This window comes from Micromonospora sp. NPDC049274 (genome assembly GCF_040678875.1).
Lineage (GTDB): Bacteria > Actinomycetota > Actinomycetes > Mycobacteriales > Micromonosporaceae > Micromonospora.
This window is the reverse complement of record NZ_JBFAQS010000004.1, coordinates 435,584-454,732: the sequence shown is the minus strand read 5'-3', so window position 1 is coordinate 454,732 and position 19,149 is coordinate 435,584. Positions and strand designations below refer to the sequence as shown.

Genomic DNA, 19,149 nt, shown 5'->3' with positions numbered 1-19,149 from the left:
GGTCGGGCCGCGTCGGCCCGGCCCCGGCCGGGTCAGCGGGCTGCGGAGCTGCGGCGGAACAACACCCTCACGCCGGCGAGCAGGACGAGCAGCAGCCCGGTGAACCAGGTCATCGCCGTGATCGTGCTGACGGTTCGGGTGGCGGTCCCGATGCCGACGGCCGGCAGGCTCATCCCCAGGTAGGCGATGAGGAACAGCCCGGCAAGGGCCTCGCCGCGCCGGGCGGGCGCGGCCATCGCCGCGACCGTGCCGACGGCGGCCTTGAACAGCACGCCCGCGCCGACACCGGCGACCACACCACCGACCAGGAACGCGGTCAGGCTGGCGGTGTGCATGCCCACCAGCACGACGGGCACGCCTACCGCCTGCGCCAGCAGCCCGAGCCGTACCTTCGTCGGGGCGGGGAGCCGGTTGGTGACGGTCTGCGCCACGGCGGCGCCGCCGAACACGGCGAACACGACAGCGCCGGCAAGCGCCCGCGACGGCAGGTGCAGGGCGCCCGCGACGAAGCCCGGAGCGACGGAGGTGAACAGGCCGAACACGGCGAACGACGCGAAGCCGGCGGCGGCAGCGGCCACGTACCCGGGCCGGTCGCCGTGGTCGGCGCTGATCCGTTGCGGCCGGTAGGTCGGCTTGACCAGACGCTCCTCGACGGTCTCCGGGGTCGCCGCGACGGCCACGATGCTGGCGGTCAGCAGCACGGCGAACACCAGGTACGGGGTGCGCAGCGGCGCGTGGACGTACTGGGCGAGGACGCCCGCGACCAACGCGCCCACGCCGAGCCCACCGATGTTGGCGGCCGTCGAGACCACCTCGAAGCGCTGACGGGACGCGCCGGGTCGGTGCGCCGCGTGCAGTTCCTGCAGGTACGCGGTGGCGGTCGCGGTGATCATGCCGATGCCCAGTCCGCTCACCAGGCGGGCGACCAGCAGCACCGGCAGGGACGCGTCGCCCAGGAACAGCGCGGCGGCGACCAGCTCCAACGCCAGCGCCGGAATGAGGATCTTCTTCCGGCCGACCCAGTCGGACACGTGCCCGGCGAGCAGCAGGCTGATCACCACACCCACCGCGTACGCCGCGAACACGATCGTGACCATGAACGTGGAGAAGCCGTCCCGGGCCATGTAGAGCGGGTAGAGCGGGGACGGCACTGTGCAGAACGCCATCGCGGTCAGGAACGCCAGGGCGATCGCCCAGAAGCCCCGGCCATGGCGGCGAGCGGATCCTCCGTCGCGGGCGGTCGCGGTGGCGGGCCGGCGGGAGGACAGGGTGGTCAACGACATGAACCCACTGTCACCCCATTCGATCATCACGTCCAACGAAAGTTGGCGCTAGTAACGATCGCGATCGGTGATACTTGCGGCGTGGAACTCCGCCAACTCGAGTACTTCGTCGCCGTGGCCGAGGAGCAGAACTTCACCCGCGCCGCCGCCCGCCTGCACGTCGTCCAGTCCGCCGTCTCCGCGGCCGTCAAGACCCTGGAACGCGAACTCGGGGCGCCGCTGCTGGACCGCAACTCCAAACGCGTACTCCTGACCGACGCCGGCGCGGCGCTGCTGCCCCGCGCCCGCGTCGCCCTCGACGCGGCCCGCGACGCCCGCGACGCCGTCGCCGAGGTGCACGGCGGCCTCCGTGGCACCCTGCGCATCGGCACGATGACCTCGACCAGGCTCCTGCACCTGCCGGCACTGCTCGGCGAGTTCCACCGCCGGCACCCCGGGGTGCTGCTGCACACAAGCGTCGCCCCCGCCGGCTCCCAGGGGCTCATCGACGCGCTCACCGAACGCCGGCTCGACCTCGCGTTCGTCTCCCTGCCCGGCGCACCGCCGGCGGAGATCCACCTGACCGAGCTGGCCCGCTCGGTCATCGACCTCGTCGTGCCGGACGACCATCCGCTGGCGGCCCGCGAGGCGGTGACGCTGGGCGACCTCGCCGGCCTGGACTTCATCGACTCCCCGGTCGGGTACGGCAACCGCGCCGTCACCGACCGGGCGTTCGCCACCGCCGGGCTGTCCCGGCGCGTCACGATCGAGATCCCCGACATCGGCACCGGCGCCGAGCACGTGCGGCACGGCCTCGGCATCGCGCTGCTGCCCCGCTTCGCCGTCGGCGACGCCGAGGGCGTACGCACGCTTACCGTCACCGACGCCGACCTCGACTGGACGGCGTCGCTCGCCACGCCTGTGGACCGCCCGGTGGGTGCCGCCGCCCGCGCCCTCATCGCCCTGACCGGCGACTTCCTGCCCTGACGGCTATCCCACCCGGCCGCTCGTCTGAGTCCGCCGCAGGCTGGTCAGGGGCGTTGACGCAGGCACCAGTTCCGGCGCGTGGCCCGCGATTGTCGCCGGGAGTCCGAACCTGTCGAACATCGCCGGGTCGACGAATGTCACGCAGCAGCGGATCAGGCCACCCCGCACGCTGAAGAGCTGGAGTGAGTGCGCCCGGACGCCCCCCGTATCCGGGTCCGGTGCGTACGCCGCCAGCGCCGTGGTGCCGTTGGCCCGCACGGGCACCAGGCGCCAGCCCGCGCCCCGCATGGCGAAGACGCGTTCCAGGAACCGGCGGTAGTGCGTTTTGCCGACGAGCCAGAGCGCCACCGGGGGCATCTCCAGCACCACGTCATCGGAGAGCAGCCGGGTCAGGCCGGCGAGGTCGGCCGCCTCGAACGCCACCAGGTAGCGCTCGACCACGGCGCGTTCGTCGGGGTCGGCGGGCTCGCGCAGCTCGTCGAGCACCGGCCCGGCGGCCCGCAGCGTCGCTCGGGCCCGCTGGAGGCTGCTGTTCACCGAGGCCACGCTGCTGTCCAGAGCCTGCGCCACCTCGACGGCCGACAACTGGAGCACCTCCCGCAGCACGAGCGCCGCGCGCTGTCGAGCGGGCAGCAGTTGCAGCGCCGCGACCAGGGCGAGTCGGAGCCCCGCACGCTGCTGGACGGCGTCGGCGGGGTCGCCGAGCCGTGCGTCCGGAAACGGTTGCAACCAGGGAACGTCGAGGCGGGGGATGAGCGGCGCGGACGGGTCACCGGCCGGGTTCAGCCCGCTCGGCAGCGGCCGACGAGCCCGTCCCGCCAACGCCGTGAGGCAGGCGTTTGTCGCGATGCGGTGCAGCCAGGTACGCAACGACGACAGCTCCGGGTCGTACTGGTCGGCGGCCCGCCAGGCCCGCAGCAGCGTCTCCTGCACCAGGTCCTCGGCCTCGTGCAGGGAACCGAGCATCCGGTAGCAGTGCGCCAGCAGGTCGCCACGGTACGCCTCGTACCGGTCGTCCCGGTCCTGCGCTGTCGCCTCGGCCACGCCGGAGAGCGTACGCCGAGGCGCGGCCAGGATTCCCTCGCATGGACCGATGAGTTCGGCGCGCGGCGTCGGTAGGTGTCAGGTACAGGCGGTCCACGGCGGGCCGCCGCGGTGAGAGGAATCCGCATGGGCGACATCATCGTCATTTCGTTCTCCACCCTGGACGGGGTGGTCTCCGACCCCGACGGGCGCTGGGGCACCGGCCACGGCGGGTGGGCGTTCCGGCACGGGGCGGGGCCGGTCAGCGGCGACAAGTTCCGCCTCGGGGCTCGGATGGAGCAGGGCGTCCAGCTCTACGGCCGGCGCACCTGGGAGCACTTCGCCAAGCTGTGGCCGGGTCGCGACGGGGGCTACGCCACGCTGATGAACACCGTGCCCAAGCGGGTGGCCACCACCAGCGGCATCGACGCGGCGGCCTGGCCGAACTCGGCGCCGATCGACGGCGACCCGGTCGCCTGGGCCACCGACGAACGCACCCGGCGCGACGTCGTCGTGGTCGGCAGCCTGAGCCTGGTCCGACTGCTGGCCGCGGCCGACGTCGTCGACGAGTACCGGCTGATCACGTTCCCGACGATCGTCGGCGCGGGCGACCGTCTGTTCGCCTCCGGCACGCCCGCCGACTTTCGGTTCGATGTGGTGGAACCCGTCGAAGCGGGCGCGTTCACCGTGCTGCGGCGCGATCGGGCACAGGAGCGCTGAGCGTGGACCATCGGGGCAACCACCCACACCGGATGTCAAGAGTCCCCGAGGTGCAGCGACAGCGCCACCACGGTGGAGGCCGCCAGTTCACGATCGCGCACCTCGTCGTGCCGGACGAACACCATGGCCTGGCCCTCGCCGAGCACCACGTCCTCCTGTCGCGCGGTGGTGGTGCCACGGAAGACGTGCACCGTCACCGTGTGCGGGAAGCCGGCCTCGTACGGGCGCGGGCCACTCCACAGCAGACGCAGCTCACCGGCGCTCAGGCCCGTCTCCTCCAGCAGTTCGCGGCGGGCCGCCTGCTCGGGCGACTCGCCGGGCTCGACGTGGCCGCCGGGAAGGCTCCACTGGTTCGGCGAGACGGGAGCGTGCTCGTCGCGATGCTGCATCAGCACCGCCCCGCAGGAGTCGACGAGCAGGACGAGGGCGACGTCGTAGGTGGCCATCCACGAGACCATGCCACGCCGGCCCTCGTCACCTGTGGTCGGGCGTACCCTCCGTTAATGAGTTTGGATGATCTTCCGGTGGTGGAGTTCGGGTTTCCCGGGCCGCTGCGGGACACGCTGGTGGCCGCGGTCCTGTCCGGCGCGAAGACCTCCACGTCCGCGCTGCTGCTCGGATACGAGCACGCCAACGAGTCGCTGCCCGAGGTCGGTCAGCGATCCGCGGTGGTGGACTCCGACGGCCGGCGGGTGGCGGCGATCGAGGTGACCGACGTGCGGGTGGTCCGGCTCGCCGACGTGGACCTGGAACACGCCCTTGCCGAGGGGGAGGGCGACGAGTCGGTGGCGCAGTGGCGAGCGGGGCACGAGTCGTTCTGGCACAGCACGGAGGTGCGCGCCGAGCTGGGCGACCCCGGTTCACCGTCGACGACGACACCCTGGTGGTGACCAAGCGCTTCCGGCTGCTCCGGCCCACCAGCCTAGACGAATAGGTCCTCACTCCAGACGGGGTTGGGTTGCGGCGAAGGGCGCTGGCCATCCGTGTTGGCTGCCCGCCGTGTCGATGTGCTGTTGAGCGATATACCGCAGAGGTATGAATATGACTCTGCGGTATACCGCTGACGGCCGCGTCCGCTCCCACGGAGGTGACCGACGGTCACCGCCATCGGTTGTCCGACCCGCCGACGCGGCGACCCGAAATGGGCGAGGTACGTCGGCAGTCGCGGGATCTCAGCGCCGAGGCTGGTCTTCGTAACACCGATCCGCGAGACTGCGCGGTATGCGTGATCGTTCTCGCCGGTGGGCGTGGGTCGGGGTCCTCGTCATCGGGCTGATCCTGTACGTGGCGGTGCTGCGGACCCTCGTGCGCACCCAGAATCCGAACTTCGTGCCGGCGCTGATCCTGCTCGGCGCGACCCTGGCCCCCCTGACGTTCCTCACGTTCGCCCAGGCGCGTACCGGGCGTTGGCAGGTTCCGGCGTCGGTGCTGGTGACGTCGGCGTTCTTCGGCGGGGTGATCGGCACGGTGGTCGCCGGCACCCTGGAGTACGACACCCTGCGCGGCCTGGGCACCCTGCCCATGCTGTTCGTGGCACTGATCGAGGAGTCGGCGAAACTGATCGTCCCCGTGGTGCTGCTGTTCACGGCCCTGGCGCAGCACCGTCGCCGCCTGCCGTCCGACGGCCTGGTCATCGGTGTGGCGGCCGGCATGGGCTTCGCGGCTCTGGAGACGATGGGGTACGCCTTCACCGCGCTGCTGAGCTCGCACGGCAACATCGGCGCGGTGGAGCAGACGCTGTTCATCCGCGGTCTGACCGCGCCCGCCGGGCACACCGCGTGGACCGGGCTCACCGCCGGAGCGCTGTGGGCGCTGCTGGCCAGCCCGAGCGTCGGCCGGCTGTTCGGGTTCCTCGGCACCTTCGGAGGCGTCGTCGTCCTGCACACCCTGTGGGACACGTTCTCCGGTTCGCTGATCTTCGTCGTGCTGGCGATCGTCAGCATCGGCTGGCTGTTCTGGGAGCTGCACCGCTACCGGACCTTCGGCGACCGCCTGGTCGCCCCGCAACCGCCGAGCTGATCGCGACCTCATACACCCTGCCTCCCTCGGCCGGCGGAAAGTGGCCGGGGGAGGCATCGCTCTGCTGATCCCGCTGCGCCCGGGCCGACACCTCATCTAGTGTCGGACTGTTCACATTTAGTGGCTTTCGTCGGGAAGGTGCAGCGATGGGGGTGCGCCGCTGGGTCGAGCGCTGGCCGCTCTATCGCCAGCTCACCGGCCCCGACCCGTTGGGCCGGGGCGCTGCGGCCAAGTCCGTCCGGTCGCTGACGCTCACCGCCCGCACCGACACCGCCGACTCGGTCGCCCGGTCCGTCTGCCCGTACTGCGCCGTGGGGTGTGGTCAGCGGGTGTACGTCGCCGACGGGCAGGTCACGCAGATCGAGGGTGATCCGGACAGTCCGATCTCGCGGGGTCGGTTGTGTCCGAAGGGCGCGGCGAGCAAGAGCCTGGTGACCAGTCCGCTGCGGCAGACGACTGTCCGCTACCGACGGCCGTACGGCACCGAGTGGGAGGATCTCGACCTCGACACGGCGATGAACATGATCGCCGACCGTGTCCTCGCCGCCCGGGACGAGACCTGGGAAGACCGTGACGACGAGGGCCGGCCGCTCAACCGGACGCTGGGAATCTCCAGCCTGGGTGGGGCGACGCTGGACAACGAGGAGAACTACCTCATCAAGAAGTTGTTCACCGCGATGGGGGCTCTCCAGATCGAGAACCAGGCGCGTATTTGACACTCCGCCACCGTCCCCGGTCTGGGGACCAGCTTCGGTCGCGGCGGCGCCACCCAGTTCCAGCAGGACCTGTCGAACTCCGACATGATCGTCATTCAGGGTTCGAACATGGCCGAGGCGCATCCGGTGGGTTTCCAGTGGGTGATGGAGGCCAAGCGCCGTGGGGCGAAGGTGTTCCACGTCGATCCGCGGTTCACGCGCACGAGCGCGGTGGCGGACGCGTACCTGCCGATCCGGGCGGGCACGGACATCGCCCTGCTCGGTGGCGTGATCCGCTACATCCTCGACAACGAGCTGGACTTCCGCGAGTACGTCGTGGCGTACACGAACGCGGCCACCATCGTGACCGAGGAGTACCGGGACACCGAGGACCTGCACGGGCTCTTCTCCGGCTTCGCCGAGGAGAACGCCAGCTACGACCAGAGCAGTTGGCAGTACGAGGGCGCCGAGCAGAACGTCTCCTCGCAGGACACCGAGACGCAGCGGGAGACGGCGGCCGGTCTGGAGCACGAGTCGCACGGCGCGCCGGTGGGCGGCGACACCCAGCGCGACGAGACGTTGCAGCATCCGCGCTGCGTGTACCAGATCCTCAAGCGGCACTTCTCCCGCTACACGCCGGAGATGGTGGAGCGGGTCTGCGGCATCCCACAGGACAAGTTCCTCGAACTGGCCCAGGCGTGGGCGGCCAACTCGGGCCGGGAGCGGACGAGCATGCTCGTCTACTCGGTCGGGTGGACCCAGCACAGCGTGGGCGTGCAGTACATCCGCGCGGGGGCGATCATCCAGTTGCTGCTGGGCAACATGGGCCGGCCCGGTGGGGGCGTCATGGCGCTGCGGGGACACGCCAGCATCCAGGGCTCCACCGACGTGCCGACGCTGTTCAACCTGCTGCCCGGCTACCTGCCCATGCCGCACCACGCCGACCACCCCACGCTCGACGAGTGGGTGGACAGCATCCGGCATCCGGGGCAGAAGGGCTTCTGGGGCAACGCGCGCGCCTACGGCGTGAACCTGCTCAAGGCGTACTGGGGTGACGCCGCGACCGCCGACAACGACTACTGCTACGGCTACATGCCCCGCATGACCGGGGACCACGGCACCTACCAGCAGGTGCTCGACATGATCGACGGGAAGATCAAGGGATACTTCCTGCTCGGGCAGAACCCGGCCGTGGGCTCGGCGCACGGGCGGGCGCAGCGCCTGGGCATGGCCAACCTGGACTGGCTGGTTGTGCGGGACCTGTTCATGATCGAGAGCGCCACGTTCTGGAAACACGCCCCGGAGATCGAGACGGGCGAGATCGTCCCGGAAGAGTGTCGTACCGAGGTGTTCTTCCTGCCCGCTGCCTCCCACGTGGAGAAGGAGGGCTCGTTCACCCAGACGCAGCGGCTGCTGCAGTGGCGGGAGAAGGCCGTCGAGCCGCCGGGCGACGCCCGCTCCGAGCTGTGGTTCTTCTACCACCTCGGCCGCATCGTCAGGGAACGGCTCGCCCGCTCGACCCGGGCCCGCGACCGGGCGCTGCTCGACCTCACCTGGAACTACCCCACGCACGGTCCGCACGCCGAGCCGAGCGCCGAATCGGTGCTCTACGAGATCAACGGGTACGACGTGGCAAGCGGCCGCCCGCTGTCGAGCTACACGGAGATGAAGGACGACGGGACCACCGCCGGCGGCTGCTGGATCTACACCGGTGTGTACGCCGACGGCGTCAACCAGGCCGCCCGCCGCAAGCCCGGCTCGGAGCAGTCCCTGGTGGCGCTCGAGTGGGGCTGGGCGTGGCCGTCCAACCGGCGGATCCTCTACAACCGTGCCTCGGCCGACCCGGACGGCAGGCCGTGGAGCGAGCGCAAGAAGTACGTCTGGTGGGACCCGGACAAGGCCGAGTGGACCGGCTACGACGTGCCGGACTTCGAGAAGAACAAGGCGCCCTCGTACCGGCCGCCGCCGAACAGCTCGGGCGTGGCGGGCATCGCGGGCGACGACCCGTTCATCCTCCAGGGCGACGGCAAGGGCTGGCTCTACGCGCCCAGCGGTGTGCTGGACGGGCCGCTGCCGACGCACTACGAGCCGGTGGAGTCGCCGGTGCGCAACCCGCTCTACCGGCAGCAGGCCAACCCGGCCCGCAAGGTCTACACCCACCCGATCAACACCCTCAACCCGAGCCCTCCGGAGCAGCACAGCGACGTCTTCCCGTACGTCTTCACGGTCAGCCGGCTCACCGAGCACCACACGGCCGGCGGCATGAGCCGGACCGTCGGGCACCTCGCCGAGCTGCAACCGGAGATGTTCGTCGAGGTGTCGCCGGAGCTGGCCGCCCTGCGGGGATTGAGTCACCTGGGCTGGGCGCACCTGGTCAGCGCCCGCGCGGCAATCGAGGCGAAGGTCCTGGTGACCGACCGGATCACCCCGCTGCGGGTGGACGATCGGATCATCCACCAGGTCTGGCTGCCGTACCACTTCGGCTACGAGGGTCTGGTGACCGGTGACTCGGCCAACGACCTGTTCGGCATCACGCTCGACCCCAATGTCCTCATTCAGGAGAGCAAGGTCGGCACGTGCGACGTGCGGCCCGGCCGACGCCCGAGGGGCCAGGATCTGCTGGACCTCGTCGTCGACTACCGGCGACGGTCGGGGGACCTGAGCCACCGTTACCCACCGCTGGTCACGACCGACGTCGCCGACAGCAGCAGCGACCAGGAGGCCTGACCGATGCCCCACGCCAACGCCCTGTACGGGCCGCTCGATCCGGCCTCGGACGCCGGTTACGGGGACGCGCCGCCGCGGATGGGGTTTTTCACCGACACCAGCGTGTGTATCGGCTGCAAGGCGTGTGAGGTGGCCTGCAAGGAGTGGAACGGCGTTCCGGAGAGTGGTCTGGATCTGCTGGGCATGTCGTACGACAACACCGGTGCGTTGACCGCGAACTCGTGGCGACACGTCGCGTTCGTCGAGCAGCCGCGCTCGGTCGGCCGGGAGACGCCGGCGTTCGAGGGCTATCCGGACGGGCCGGCGGTCAGCCCGGCGACGGCGGCCGTGGGCGCGCGGACCAGCACCGACACCGGCACGGACCCGGGTCTGCCACCCGGCTCACCGGTCGCGGCGGCCCGCATGTCGGGCGGGCCGGAGTTCCTGGGGATGCCGGGTGGGCAGCCGCCGGGGCGGGGTACGGGTGTGGAGCAGCGGTCGGATTTTCGGTGGTTGATGATGTCGGATGTGTGCAAGCACTGCACGCATGCGGCCTGCCTGGATGTGTGCCCGACGGGGTCGTTGTTCCGGACGGAGTTCGGGACGGTGGTGGTGCAGGAGGACATCTGCAACGGCTGCGGTTACTGCATTTCCGCGTGCCCGTACGGGGTCATCGATCAGCGTAAGGATGATGGTCGGGCGTGGAAGTGCACGTTGTGTTACGACCGGTTGGGTGCGGGGATGACGCCGGCGTGTGCGCAGGCGTGTCCGACGGAGTCGATTCAGTACGGGCCTTTGGACGAGTTGCGGGAGCGGGCGGCGGCGCGGGTCGAGACGTTGCAGGAGCGGGGTGTGCCGGAGGCGCGCCTGTACGGGCATGACCCGAATGATGGTGTGGGTGGTGACGGGGCGTTCTTCCTGCTGTTGGACGAGCCGGAGGTGTACGGGTTGCCACCGGATCCGGTGGTGACGACGCGGGACCTGCCGGCGATGTGGAAACACGCAGGCCTCGCCGCGCTCACGATGGCAGCCGCCACGGCTGTCGCGTTCCTGGGCAGGCGGCCATGACCGACGCGACGCGTCGCCGCCACGGTCGCGGCCACGGCGGCGAGCAGCTCACCGTGCCGCCGGCCGAATTCCGCTCCTACTACGGCCGACCGATCCTCAAGGCGCCGGTGTGGAAACGCGACATCGCCGGTTACCTGTTCAGCGGCGGCCTCGCCGCCGGCGGTGCGCTGATCGGCGCGGGAGCCCAGCTGACCGGCCGCCCCGCCCTGCGCCGCGTGGGCCGCTGGACGGCCCTCGGCGGAACCGTCGGCAGCGCGTACCTGCTGGTGCACGACCTCGGGCGGCCGGAGCGTTTCCACCACATGCTCCGGGTCGCCAAGCTGACCTCACCGATGTCGGTGGGCACCTGGATCCTCACTGTGTTCGGACCGGTCGCCGGTGTGGCGGCGATCGCCGAGCTCGGGCCACGGCTCCCGCAGCACGGTGTGCTCGGCCTCGCCCGCCGGCTCGCTCCCTCCGTCGGCGACGTCGCCGGCCTGGCAGCCGCGGCCACCGCCCCGGCGCTGGCCACGTACACCGGGGTCCTGCTCGCCGACACCGCCGTACCGGCCTGGCACGACGCGTACCCCTATTTGCCGTTCGTCTTCGGCGGCAGCGCCCTCGCGGCGGCCGCCGGGGTCGGTCTCATCGCGGCGCCCGCCGCCGAGACCGTGCCGCTGCGGCGGCTCGCCGTCGCCGGCGCGGCCATCAAGTTGGTCGGCGGTCATCGGATGGAGCGGTTGAGGATCACCGGTGAGCCCTACCGGCACGGTCACAGCGGCCGGCTGGTCCGGGCCGGAAACGTGCTGCTCGGCGTGGGCGCGGTCGCCGCGCTGCTCAGTCGGCGCAGTCGGGCACTGTCGGTGCTCGCCGGCGCGGCCCTGGTGGCCTCGTCGGTCGCCACCCGGTTCGGCATCTTCGAGGCGGGCACGGTGTCGGCGCGCGATCCGCGGTACACGGTCGTACCCCAGCGGGAACGCCTCGCCGAGCACGGCCCGACGGTGGCCGACGGCCGACTCTGAGCGGTGCGCGGGGGGCAGCGCCCCGCGCGAGGCACCGCCCGCGCGCGACGCGGCCCGAACGATCAGCCGGTGAACAGCTTCGCGGCGGTGATGGCGGTCTGGACGATGCCGTAGCCGAGCAGCGCCGCGACGAGCAGCCAGGACAACCAGAGCCGCCCGGTCTGGCCGCCGACGTGCTCGGGCACCGGCGGCCTGCTCTGCGGACCGAGGGCGACCGGCTCGGTCACGCTGGCGCGCGCCACGGGCGAGGTCGAACCCCGGTCCGGCTCGTGGAACCGGTCGGGCACGGCGCGGACCAGGAGGTTGGCGACGAAACCGATGGCGAGGACGCCGACCATGGTGAACAGCGCGGGACGGTACGCCGAGGCGGTGAGCGTGCCGGGCTTGCCCTGCGTGTCGAGGATGCGGTTGACGATCAGCGGCCCGGCGACACCCGCCGCCGACCAGGCCGTCAGCAGCCGGCCGTGAATGGCGCCGACCTGGAAGGTGCCGAAGAGGTCCCGCAGGTACGCGGGCATGGTGGCGAAGCCACCGCCGTAGAAGGAGATGATCAGCGCGGCGATCAGCACGAAGACGGCCGTGGCGGCGTGCCCGGCCACGGCGAGCAGGGCGTAGAGCACCATGCCGACGCCGAGATAGATCAGATAGATGGGCTTGCGGCCGATGAGGTCGGACGTCGTCGACCAGACGAACCGCCCGGCCATATTGAACAGCGACAACACACCCACGAAGCCGGCCGCCGCCGACACCGAGACGGCTGTGGAGCCGTTGTCCCGGAAGAAGTCCTGGATCATCGGGCTGGCCTGCTCCAGGATGCCGATGCCCGCCGTGACGTTGCAGAACAGCACGATCCACAGCAGCCAGAACGAACGGGTCCGTACGGCGTTGGACGCGGACACGCTGGCCCTCGTCACCAGCGACCGGGTGGCGACGCGAGCGGGGTCGAACCCGGCGGGCCGCCAGTCCGGTGGGGGAACCCGGACGTTGAACGGGCCGAACATCATGATCACGAAGTAGCCGATGCCGAACGTGACGAACAGCCCCACCAGCGCGGAGCCGGACGCCACCGCGGCGGGGTTGGCCGGGTTGTAGTCGGAGTCGTAGAGCGACAGCAACTGACGCGCGAGCGGACCGGCGACCAGGGCGCCGCCACCGAATCCCATGATCGCCAGACCGGTGGCGAGACCCGGCCGGTCCGGGAACCACTTGATCAGCGTGGACACGGGCGAGATGTAGCCGATGCCCAGCCCGATACCGCCGATGACGCCGTAGCCGAGGTAGAGCAGCCACAGTTGCTGGGTCGCGATGCCGAGCGCGCCCACCAGGAAACCGGTGGCCCAGAAGCAGGCCGATACGAACATGGCCCGGCGGGGACCATTGCGCTCCACCCACCGGCCACCCACCGCCGCCGATGAGCCCAGCATGACGATGGCGATGCTGAAGATCGCCCCGATCGCCGTCTGGCTGGCGTCGAAGTGCGCGATGAGGGAGTTCTTGTAGACGCTCGTCGCGTAGACCTGGCCGATGCAGACGTGCACGGCCAGCGCCGCGGTCGGGATGAGCCAGCGGCTGTATCCCGGGGGAGCGACGGTGTGCCGAGGGTCGAATACCGACAGCATGGGCTCCGCACCTCCTGCGGCTGAGTGGGCAGGGGCCCGACGCACGTCCGGCGTTCGCCGTTGATCGGCTGCTTCTCACGGTACGTGGTCGCCGGCTCACCGCTCCCGGTTACCGGAAAACGGGCGGTGCGTGCTGAGAAACTGCCTACATCAGGCAGCCGTCAGGCACGCCCGATTCGCGGCTCCTGTCGGCCGGTGAGGCGCAACCCGACACCGCGTACGGCCTCGATCGTGGCACCGGTGCCGAGGGTCCGCAACTTGCGCCGCAGCCGCTTCACCAGGGACTGCACGTCCGCCCTGCGCTCGCGCCCCTCGTCGTGCCAGACCGACCGGTGCAGCTCGGCATAGCTCCAGATCCGGACCGGCTCGGTGATCAGGCAGGTCAGCAGGTCGTGTTCCAGCCGGGTCAGGTCCACCTCGCGAGCCGCGTACCGCGCGGTGGACCGGGCCGAGTCGATGACCAGGGCGGCTTCGGGCTCGGTGGTGGGCGTCCGGCTCGGCGGTGGCCCGTCGGGCGGCCCGGTCCGTTGCTGCGGCACCGCGATGAGCCGACGCAGCTCGTCGAGGTCGGCCACCAGCAGCAGCGGCGCGATGCCGTCGAGACGCTCCGCGAGCCGGATGCGCTCGGTCGGCGACGGTGTCACCGCGATCAGCAACGGAAACGGTTCGTCGGCCGGATCAGCCCCGGCCAACGTCGTTTCGTCGTCCTCGGCCACCACACCGCCCGGGATCGATGGGCATCCCTGCCCAGCTATCGTCATGGTCCTGACAATGTTTGGCAAGCGCGCCGCCAGCAGGGCAACCGTTAGCGACAAGTTGCTCACAGCAAGTTCTTGATCGTCCTTTCCTCTCGATCATAGTGTCCACTCGGGCAACCGGCGTGACCCGCGCGGTGCATGGGGAGGCATGAGGGGTCCGTTCGCTCGGTTCCGTCGAGCGGGATCTCGCGCACTTCTCACATGGCCCATCACACCCCTGGGTCGTTCTGAGGGAGGCAGCACCGATGATCAGACGTCCACAATGGAGACGCACGGCCAGATCGCTGGTCAGCGCCAGCGCGGCGATGATTCTCGCCGCCACGTGCCTGGCCAGCGTCGGCTCGGCCGCGCAGGCCGCGCCCGGTTCGCTGGGAGCGGGCACCGCCGCCGGGGACAAGATCCGACCGGAGCTCGCCCGGCAACTTGAGGCCAAGAGCGCAGGGGACTTCTGGATTCGGTTCAAGGACCGGGCCGACCTGAGCAAGGCCAGCGCCATCAAGGACTGGACGAAGCGCGGCGCGGCCGTCGCCCAGACGCTGCGGGAGACCGCCGCCGGGAGCCAGGGCAAGATCCGCGCCGAACTCGACAGCTCGGGCACGAAGTACGAGACCTTCTGGGCCACCAACGCCATCAAGGTGAACAGCGGCTCCCTGGCGATGGCCCAGAAGTTCGCCGCCCACGCGGAGGTCGAGGGTCTCTACCCCCCGGTCGCCTACCAGCTTCCCGAACTCACCAAGGGCACCGACGAGAAGACCGTCAACGCCGTCGAGTGGGGCGTCGCCAACATCAACGCCGACGACGTCTGGTCCCAGTACGGCGTCACCGGCGAGGGCGTCACCATCGCGAGCATCGACAGCGGCGTGCAGTACGACCACCCGGCGCTTGTGAACTCCTACCGCGGCAACAACGGCGACGGCACGTTCGACCACAACTACAACTGGTTCAACGCCGCCGGGACGTGCGCCGACGCGCCCTGCGACGACGACGGCCACGGTACGCACACCATGGGCACCATGGCCGGCTCCGCCGGCGCGAACCAGATCGGTGTCGCGCCCGGGGTCAAATGGATCGCGGCGAACGGCTGCTGCCCCACCGACGCGGCGCTCATCGAATCCGGCCAGTGGATGCTCGAGCCGACCGACCTGAGCGGTCAGAACCCGGACGCCAGCAAGCGGCCGAACATCATCAACAACTCCTGGGGCACCAGGGAGCCGTCCAACGAGCCCTTCATGGAGGACGTGACGCTGGCCTGGACCGCCTCGGGCATCTTCGGTGTCTTCTCCAACGGCAACAGCGGGCCGGCGTGCGAGACCAGCGGCTCGCCGGGCAGCCTCGCCAGCAACTACTCGGCCGGCGCGTACGACGTCAACAACAGCATCGCCAGCTTCTCCGCCCGGGGGGCCGGGCAGAACGGCGAGATCAAGCCCAACATCTCCGCTCCGGGCGTGAACGTCCGGTCGAGCATTCCCGGCAACGGGTACGGCACCGCCAGCGGCACGTCGATGGCCGCCCCGCACCTGGTCGGCGCGATCGCTCTGCTGTACTCGGCGGCGCCGTCGCTTGTCGGTGACGTCGACGGGACCCGAGCCCTGCTCAACGGCACCGCGATCGACAAGGCCGACGACCAGTGCGGTGGCACCGCCGCGGACAACAACGTCTACGGCGAGGGCCGACTGGACGCCCTCGCACTGCTCAACGCCGCCCCGACAGGCGACATCGGCACCCTTGCCGGCACGGTCACCGACGCGGCCACCGGCGCGCCGATCGCCGGCGCGACAGTGACCCTCACCGGGCCGGCCTCGCGTGAGATCACCACCGGCGCCGACGGCAAGTACTCGACCCAGGTCCCGACCGGCGACTACCAGGTCGTCGTGTCGGCCTTCGGGTACGGCAGCACCACGAAGACCGCGACTGTCACCAACCGCGCGACCACCACTCTCAACGTCGCCCTGACGGCGGTGCCGCGCGTCAACGTCACAGGCGCGGTCACCGACGGCTCCGGCCACGGCTGGCCGTTGTACGCCAAGGTGACAGTGAGCGGCGTGTCCGGCGTCTACGACTACACGACGCCGTCGAACGGCCGATACAGCATCACGCTGCCGGCCGGGCAGACGTACACCCTGACGTACGAGTCGCAGTACCCGGGCTACCAGACCGTCACCAAGGAGGTGGTGGTCGGCACGCGCAACGTGACCGCAAACGTCGCGGTGCCGGTGGACACCACCACCTGCACGACGGCGCCCGGCTACACGTTCGGCTCCGACGGCGAGTACGAGACCTTCGACGCCACGACCACGCCGGCCGGCTGGACGGTGGTCGACAACGCGGGCAGCGGCGACGTCTGGAAGTTCACCGACGACGGCGACCGGGGCAACCTGACCGGTGGCAGCGGCAACTTCGCGATGATCGACAGTGACGCGTACGGCGCGGGCACCACACAGGACACCTCCCTGGTGAGCCCGGTGGTGGACCTGACCGGCGTCACGGCCCCGGTCATCCGGTTCAACCAGGACTTCAACCAGTTGAACGACGACACCGCCGACGTCGACCTCAGTATCGACAATGGCGCGACCTGGACGAACGTGCTCCGCCAGGAGACCGACGTGCGGGGCCCGAAGCTCACCGAGATCCCGATCCCGCAGGCGGCCGGCAAGGCGCAGGTCCAGGTGCGGTTCCACTACTACGACGCCTCGTACGAGTGGTGGTGGGAGGTCGACAACGTCCTCATCGGCAGCCAGGTCACCTGCGTACCTGTCGACGGCGGTCTGGTCGTGGGCAACGTCCGCGACAAGAACGACAACAGCTACATCAACGGCGCCACCGTCACCAGCAACGACCGGCCCGCCGAGAAGGCGGTCACCGTGGCGACCCCGGACGACCCGGGGCTGCCCGACGGGTTCTACTGGATCTACTCGACGCTCACCGGCACCCACAAGTTCACCGCGACGGCCGGCAACTACGTCAGCCAGAGCAAGCAGGTCGACGTCGAGGCCGACTGGGCCACCACCGCGAACTTCGTCCTCGCGGCCGGCCGGTTGTCGGTGACACCCACCCAGCTGAGCGCCACGGTCCAGATGCCCAACGGAAAGGCCAGCAGGACGTTCACCGTGACCAACACCGGCGGCGCGCCGGTCGAGGTCGGCTTCGGTGAGCGTGACGACGGCTTCGAGCTGCTGCGGGCGGACGGTTCCCGGGTGACCCGGCAGCAGACGCTCGGCGCGGCCGGCGCACCGGAGCAGCGGTTGAGCGTCACGACGTCGTTCGCTGCCAAGGCGTCCGGCAAGGCGTCGACGGCGACCCCCGCCGCGGCCGGCCCGCAGGCCGCACCGTGGACGGACATCACCGACTTCCCGGCCAACATCATGGACAACCGGGTGGTCACCCTGGACGGCAAGGTGTACTCGATCGGCGGTGGCGACGGAAGCGCCTCCACCGTGAAGACCTACGCCTACGACCCGGTCGCGCAGACCTGGACGGCGGTGGCCGACCTGCCCGATGCCCGTAACGCGCTCACGGTGGGCGTGATCGGCGGGAAGATCATCGCAACGGGTGGTTGGGGCGCCGCCGGCCCGGACGCCACCACCTGGTCGTACGACCCGGGGGCCAACACCTGGACCGAACTGGCCGACAACCCCGCGCCGCGCGCCGCGGCAGGGCAGGCGGTCGTCGACGGCAAGCTCTACGCCGTCGGTGGCTGTACCACCTCGGGCTGCGTGCCGATGTCGAACAGTGTGGTCCGCTACGACCCGGGCACCAACGCCTGGGAGACGCTGGCGAACTACCCGAAGTCGGTCGCCTTCGCCTCCTGCGGCGGCATCGACGGCACCCTCTACTGCACCGGTGGCAACGACGGCACCGCGGCGCAGAAGGCCAGCTACGCCTACGATCCGGGCGCCAACACGTGGACCCCGATCGCGGACGCGCCAGTCGACAACTGGGCCAGCTCGTACGCGGTGGCCAGCGGCAAGCTCCTCGTCGTGGGCGGTTCGCAGGGCGGCGCCATCAGCAACGCCGGCTTCGCCTTCGACCCGGCCACCAGCTCGTGGTCGAACCTGCCGAACGCCAACACCGCCCGGTACCGGGGTGGCGCGGCGTGTGGCTTCTACAAGATCGGCGGCTCGTCGGGCAGCTTCAACGCGGCACCGGACAGCGAGGTGCTGCCGGGCTTCGAGGGGTGCGCCGAGGCGGCCGCCGACGTCAGCTGGATGACCATCGACAAGTCGACGGTCACCCTCGCGCCGGGTGAGAAGGTCACGGTCACCGTCGGGATGACGGCGAACGTGGACCAGCCGGGCACCTACTCCGGTGCGGTCACGATCAGGGAGAACACGCCGTACTCGGTGGCGCCGGTGACGGTGACCATGACGGCGACGCCCCCGAAGACCTGGGGCAAGCTGATGGGGACGGTGACCGGTACGAGCTGCCAGGGCGCGACCTCGCCGCTCGCCGGCGCGGTGGTCCAGGTCGACTCGTGGGCGATGTCGTGGACGTTCGCGACCGACAGCGCCGGCAAGTACGCCTACTGGGTGGACCGTCGGAACAACCCGCTCACGATGATCGTCGCCAAGGACGGCTGGAAGCCCCAGACCCGTCAGACGAAGATCGACACCGCCACTCCCGCGGTGGAGAACTTCGCGTTGGCACCCATCCGGTGCTGACACCTGAGCGGTAAGCGGTAGCGCACCGATCCGGCCCGCCTGGTCCTCGACCAGGCGGGCCGGACCAGCCTCCGCGACGATCGGGCGTGCGCTCAGACGGGGGCGAGCCGGAAGCCGACGCCGCGGACCGCGTGGATCGTGGCGGCGGCGTCCAGCCGGGCGAGCTTGCGGCGTACCCGACGGACCACGGAGTGCATGTCGGACCCGCGGCCGAGGTGTCGGTTGCCCCACACCTCAAGGTGCAGTCGCTCGTAGGTCCAGACCTGCCCGGGAGCGTCGACCAGGCAGAGCAGCACGTCGTGCTCCAGCCGGGTCAGGTCGATCTCCTGGTCGCGCCAGCGCACCACCCGGCGGTCGGAGTCGACGCTGAGATCCGGCGGTGGCTGCGGGCTCGGCGCGACCTCCGCGAGCACCGTCGGAACCGGGGGAGGTGCGACGGGGGGCATCTCGACCACCCCGAGGAACTCCCGCGCCTGGTCCACGTTCGAAACGATCAGGAAGGCGTCGGTCCCGCCGAGCAGACGGGCCAACTGCCGGCGCTCGGCCGGCGAGGACGCGATGCCGATGACCAGCGAGGCGACCGAAATACCCTGCATTGCCCAACCCCTTCCGGTTCCCCACAATCACTCCGGA

The 19,149-nt window shown here is 70.6% G+C and carries 13 protein-coding genes and 1 pseudogene; 8 read left to right on the top strand and 6 right to left on the bottom strand.

Annotated features, from left to right (window positions below):
• Nucleotides 1-32: 32 nt before the first annotated feature.
• A complete protein-coding gene (locus AB0K10_RS10930) occupies nt 33-1,283 on the bottom strand; it encodes an MFS transporter (protein WP_363682143.1) in 1,251 nt (416 codons plus the stop codon).
• An 81-nt stretch (nt 1,284-1,364) separates the two neighbouring features.
• Here AB0K10_RS10930 and AB0K10_RS10925 point away from each other — a divergent pair, with 81 nt between their 5' ends.
• Nucleotides 1,365-2,249, top strand: coding sequence for a LysR family transcriptional regulator (locus AB0K10_RS10925; RefSeq protein ID WP_363682141.1), 885 nt, complete (start codon nt 1,365-1,367; stop codon nt 2,247-2,249).
• A gap of 3 nt (nt 2,250-2,252) precedes the next feature.
• Here the strand turns inward: AB0K10_RS10925 and AB0K10_RS10920 are convergent, their stop codons facing one another.
• The gene (locus tag AB0K10_RS10920; protein WP_363682139.1) at nt 2,253-3,293 is read right to left on the bottom strand and encodes an RNA polymerase subunit sigma-70; all 1,041 of its coding nucleotides are present in this window, start codon (nt 3,291-3,293) and stop codon (nt 2,253-2,255) included.
• Between the two features lie 126 nt (nt 3,294-3,419).
• On the opposite strand from AB0K10_RS10920, the gene AB0K10_RS10915 reads away from it, so the two are divergent.
• A complete protein-coding gene (locus AB0K10_RS10915; RefSeq protein WP_363682137.1) occupies nt 3,420-3,992 on the top strand; it encodes a dihydrofolate reductase family protein in 573 nt (190 codons plus the stop codon).
• Between the two features lie 35 nt (nt 3,993-4,027).
• Here AB0K10_RS10915 and AB0K10_RS10910 read toward each other — a convergent pair whose 3' ends face one another.
• On the bottom strand, nt 4,028-4,438 hold the full coding sequence (locus AB0K10_RS10910) for an NUDIX domain-containing protein (protein ID WP_363682135.1): 411 nt from the start codon (nt 4,436-4,438) through the stop codon (nt 4,028-4,030).
• Between the two features lie 57 nt (nt 4,439-4,495).
• On the opposite strand from AB0K10_RS10910, the pseudogene AB0K10_RS10905 reads away from it, so the two are divergent.
• The 5 genes and pseudogenes from AB0K10_RS10905 to nrfD all read left to right on the top strand — a co-directional run bounded on the left by AB0K10_RS10905 (nt 4,496) and on the right by nrfD (nt 11,481).
• Nucleotides 4,496-4,926, top strand: a pseudogene (locus AB0K10_RS10905) (ASCH domain-containing protein).
• 287 nt (nt 4,927-5,213) lie between these two features.
• On the top strand, nt 5,214-6,011 hold the full coding sequence (locus AB0K10_RS10900) for a PrsW family intramembrane metalloprotease (RefSeq protein WP_363682133.1): 798 nt from the start codon (nt 5,214-5,216) through the stop codon (nt 6,009-6,011).
• 146 nt (nt 6,012-6,157) lie between these two features.
• Nucleotides 6,158-9,433 carry a formate dehydrogenase gene (gene fdh, locus AB0K10_RS10895; RefSeq protein WP_363682131.1) on the top strand — a complete coding sequence of 1,092 codons (3,276 nt, stop codon included), beginning with the start codon at nt 6,158-6,160 and terminating at the stop codon, nt 9,431-9,433.
• Between the two features lie 3 nt (nt 9,434-9,436).
• The gene (locus AB0K10_RS10890; RefSeq protein ID WP_363682129.1) at nt 9,437-10,480 is read left to right on the top strand and encodes a 4Fe-4S dicluster domain-containing protein; all 1,044 of its coding nucleotides are present in this window, start codon (nt 9,437-9,439) and stop codon (nt 10,478-10,480) included.
• Entirely contained in the window at nt 10,477-11,481 is a 1,005-nt protein-coding gene (gene nrfD / locus AB0K10_RS10885) for an NrfD/PsrC family molybdoenzyme membrane anchor subunit (RefSeq protein ID WP_363682127.1), read from the top strand. Before AB0K10_RS10890 ends, nrfD begins: the two co-directional genes overlap by 4 nt.
• Nucleotides 11,482-11,543: 62 nt before the next feature.
• On the opposite strand, the gene AB0K10_RS10880 is transcribed toward nrfD, so the two are convergent.
• Nucleotides 11,544-13,100, bottom strand: coding sequence for an OFA family MFS transporter (locus tag AB0K10_RS10880; protein WP_358099443.1), 1,557 nt, complete (start codon nt 13,098-13,100; stop codon nt 11,544-11,546).
• Nucleotides 13,101-13,261: 161 nt separating this feature from the next.
• On the bottom strand, nt 13,262-13,861 hold the full coding sequence (locus tag AB0K10_RS10875) for a winged helix-turn-helix domain-containing protein (protein WP_363682125.1): 600 nt from the start codon (nt 13,859-13,861) through the stop codon (nt 13,262-13,264).
• A 242-nt stretch (nt 13,862-14,103) separates the two neighbouring features.
• Between AB0K10_RS10875 and AB0K10_RS10870 the strand changes: the two genes are divergently transcribed.
• A complete protein-coding gene (locus AB0K10_RS10870; protein WP_363682123.1) occupies nt 14,104-18,516 on the top strand; it encodes a S8 family serine peptidase in 4,413 nt (1,470 codons plus the stop codon).
• A 92-nt stretch (nt 18,517-18,608) separates the two neighbouring features.
• On the opposite strand, the gene AB0K10_RS10865 is transcribed toward AB0K10_RS10870, so the two are convergent.
• Complete coding sequence (locus tag AB0K10_RS10865) at nt 18,609-19,112, bottom strand: winged helix-turn-helix domain-containing protein (RefSeq protein ID WP_363682121.1); 504 nt, start codon at nt 19,110-19,112, stop codon at nt 18,609-18,611.
• Nucleotides 19,113-19,149: the final 37 nt, after the last annotated feature.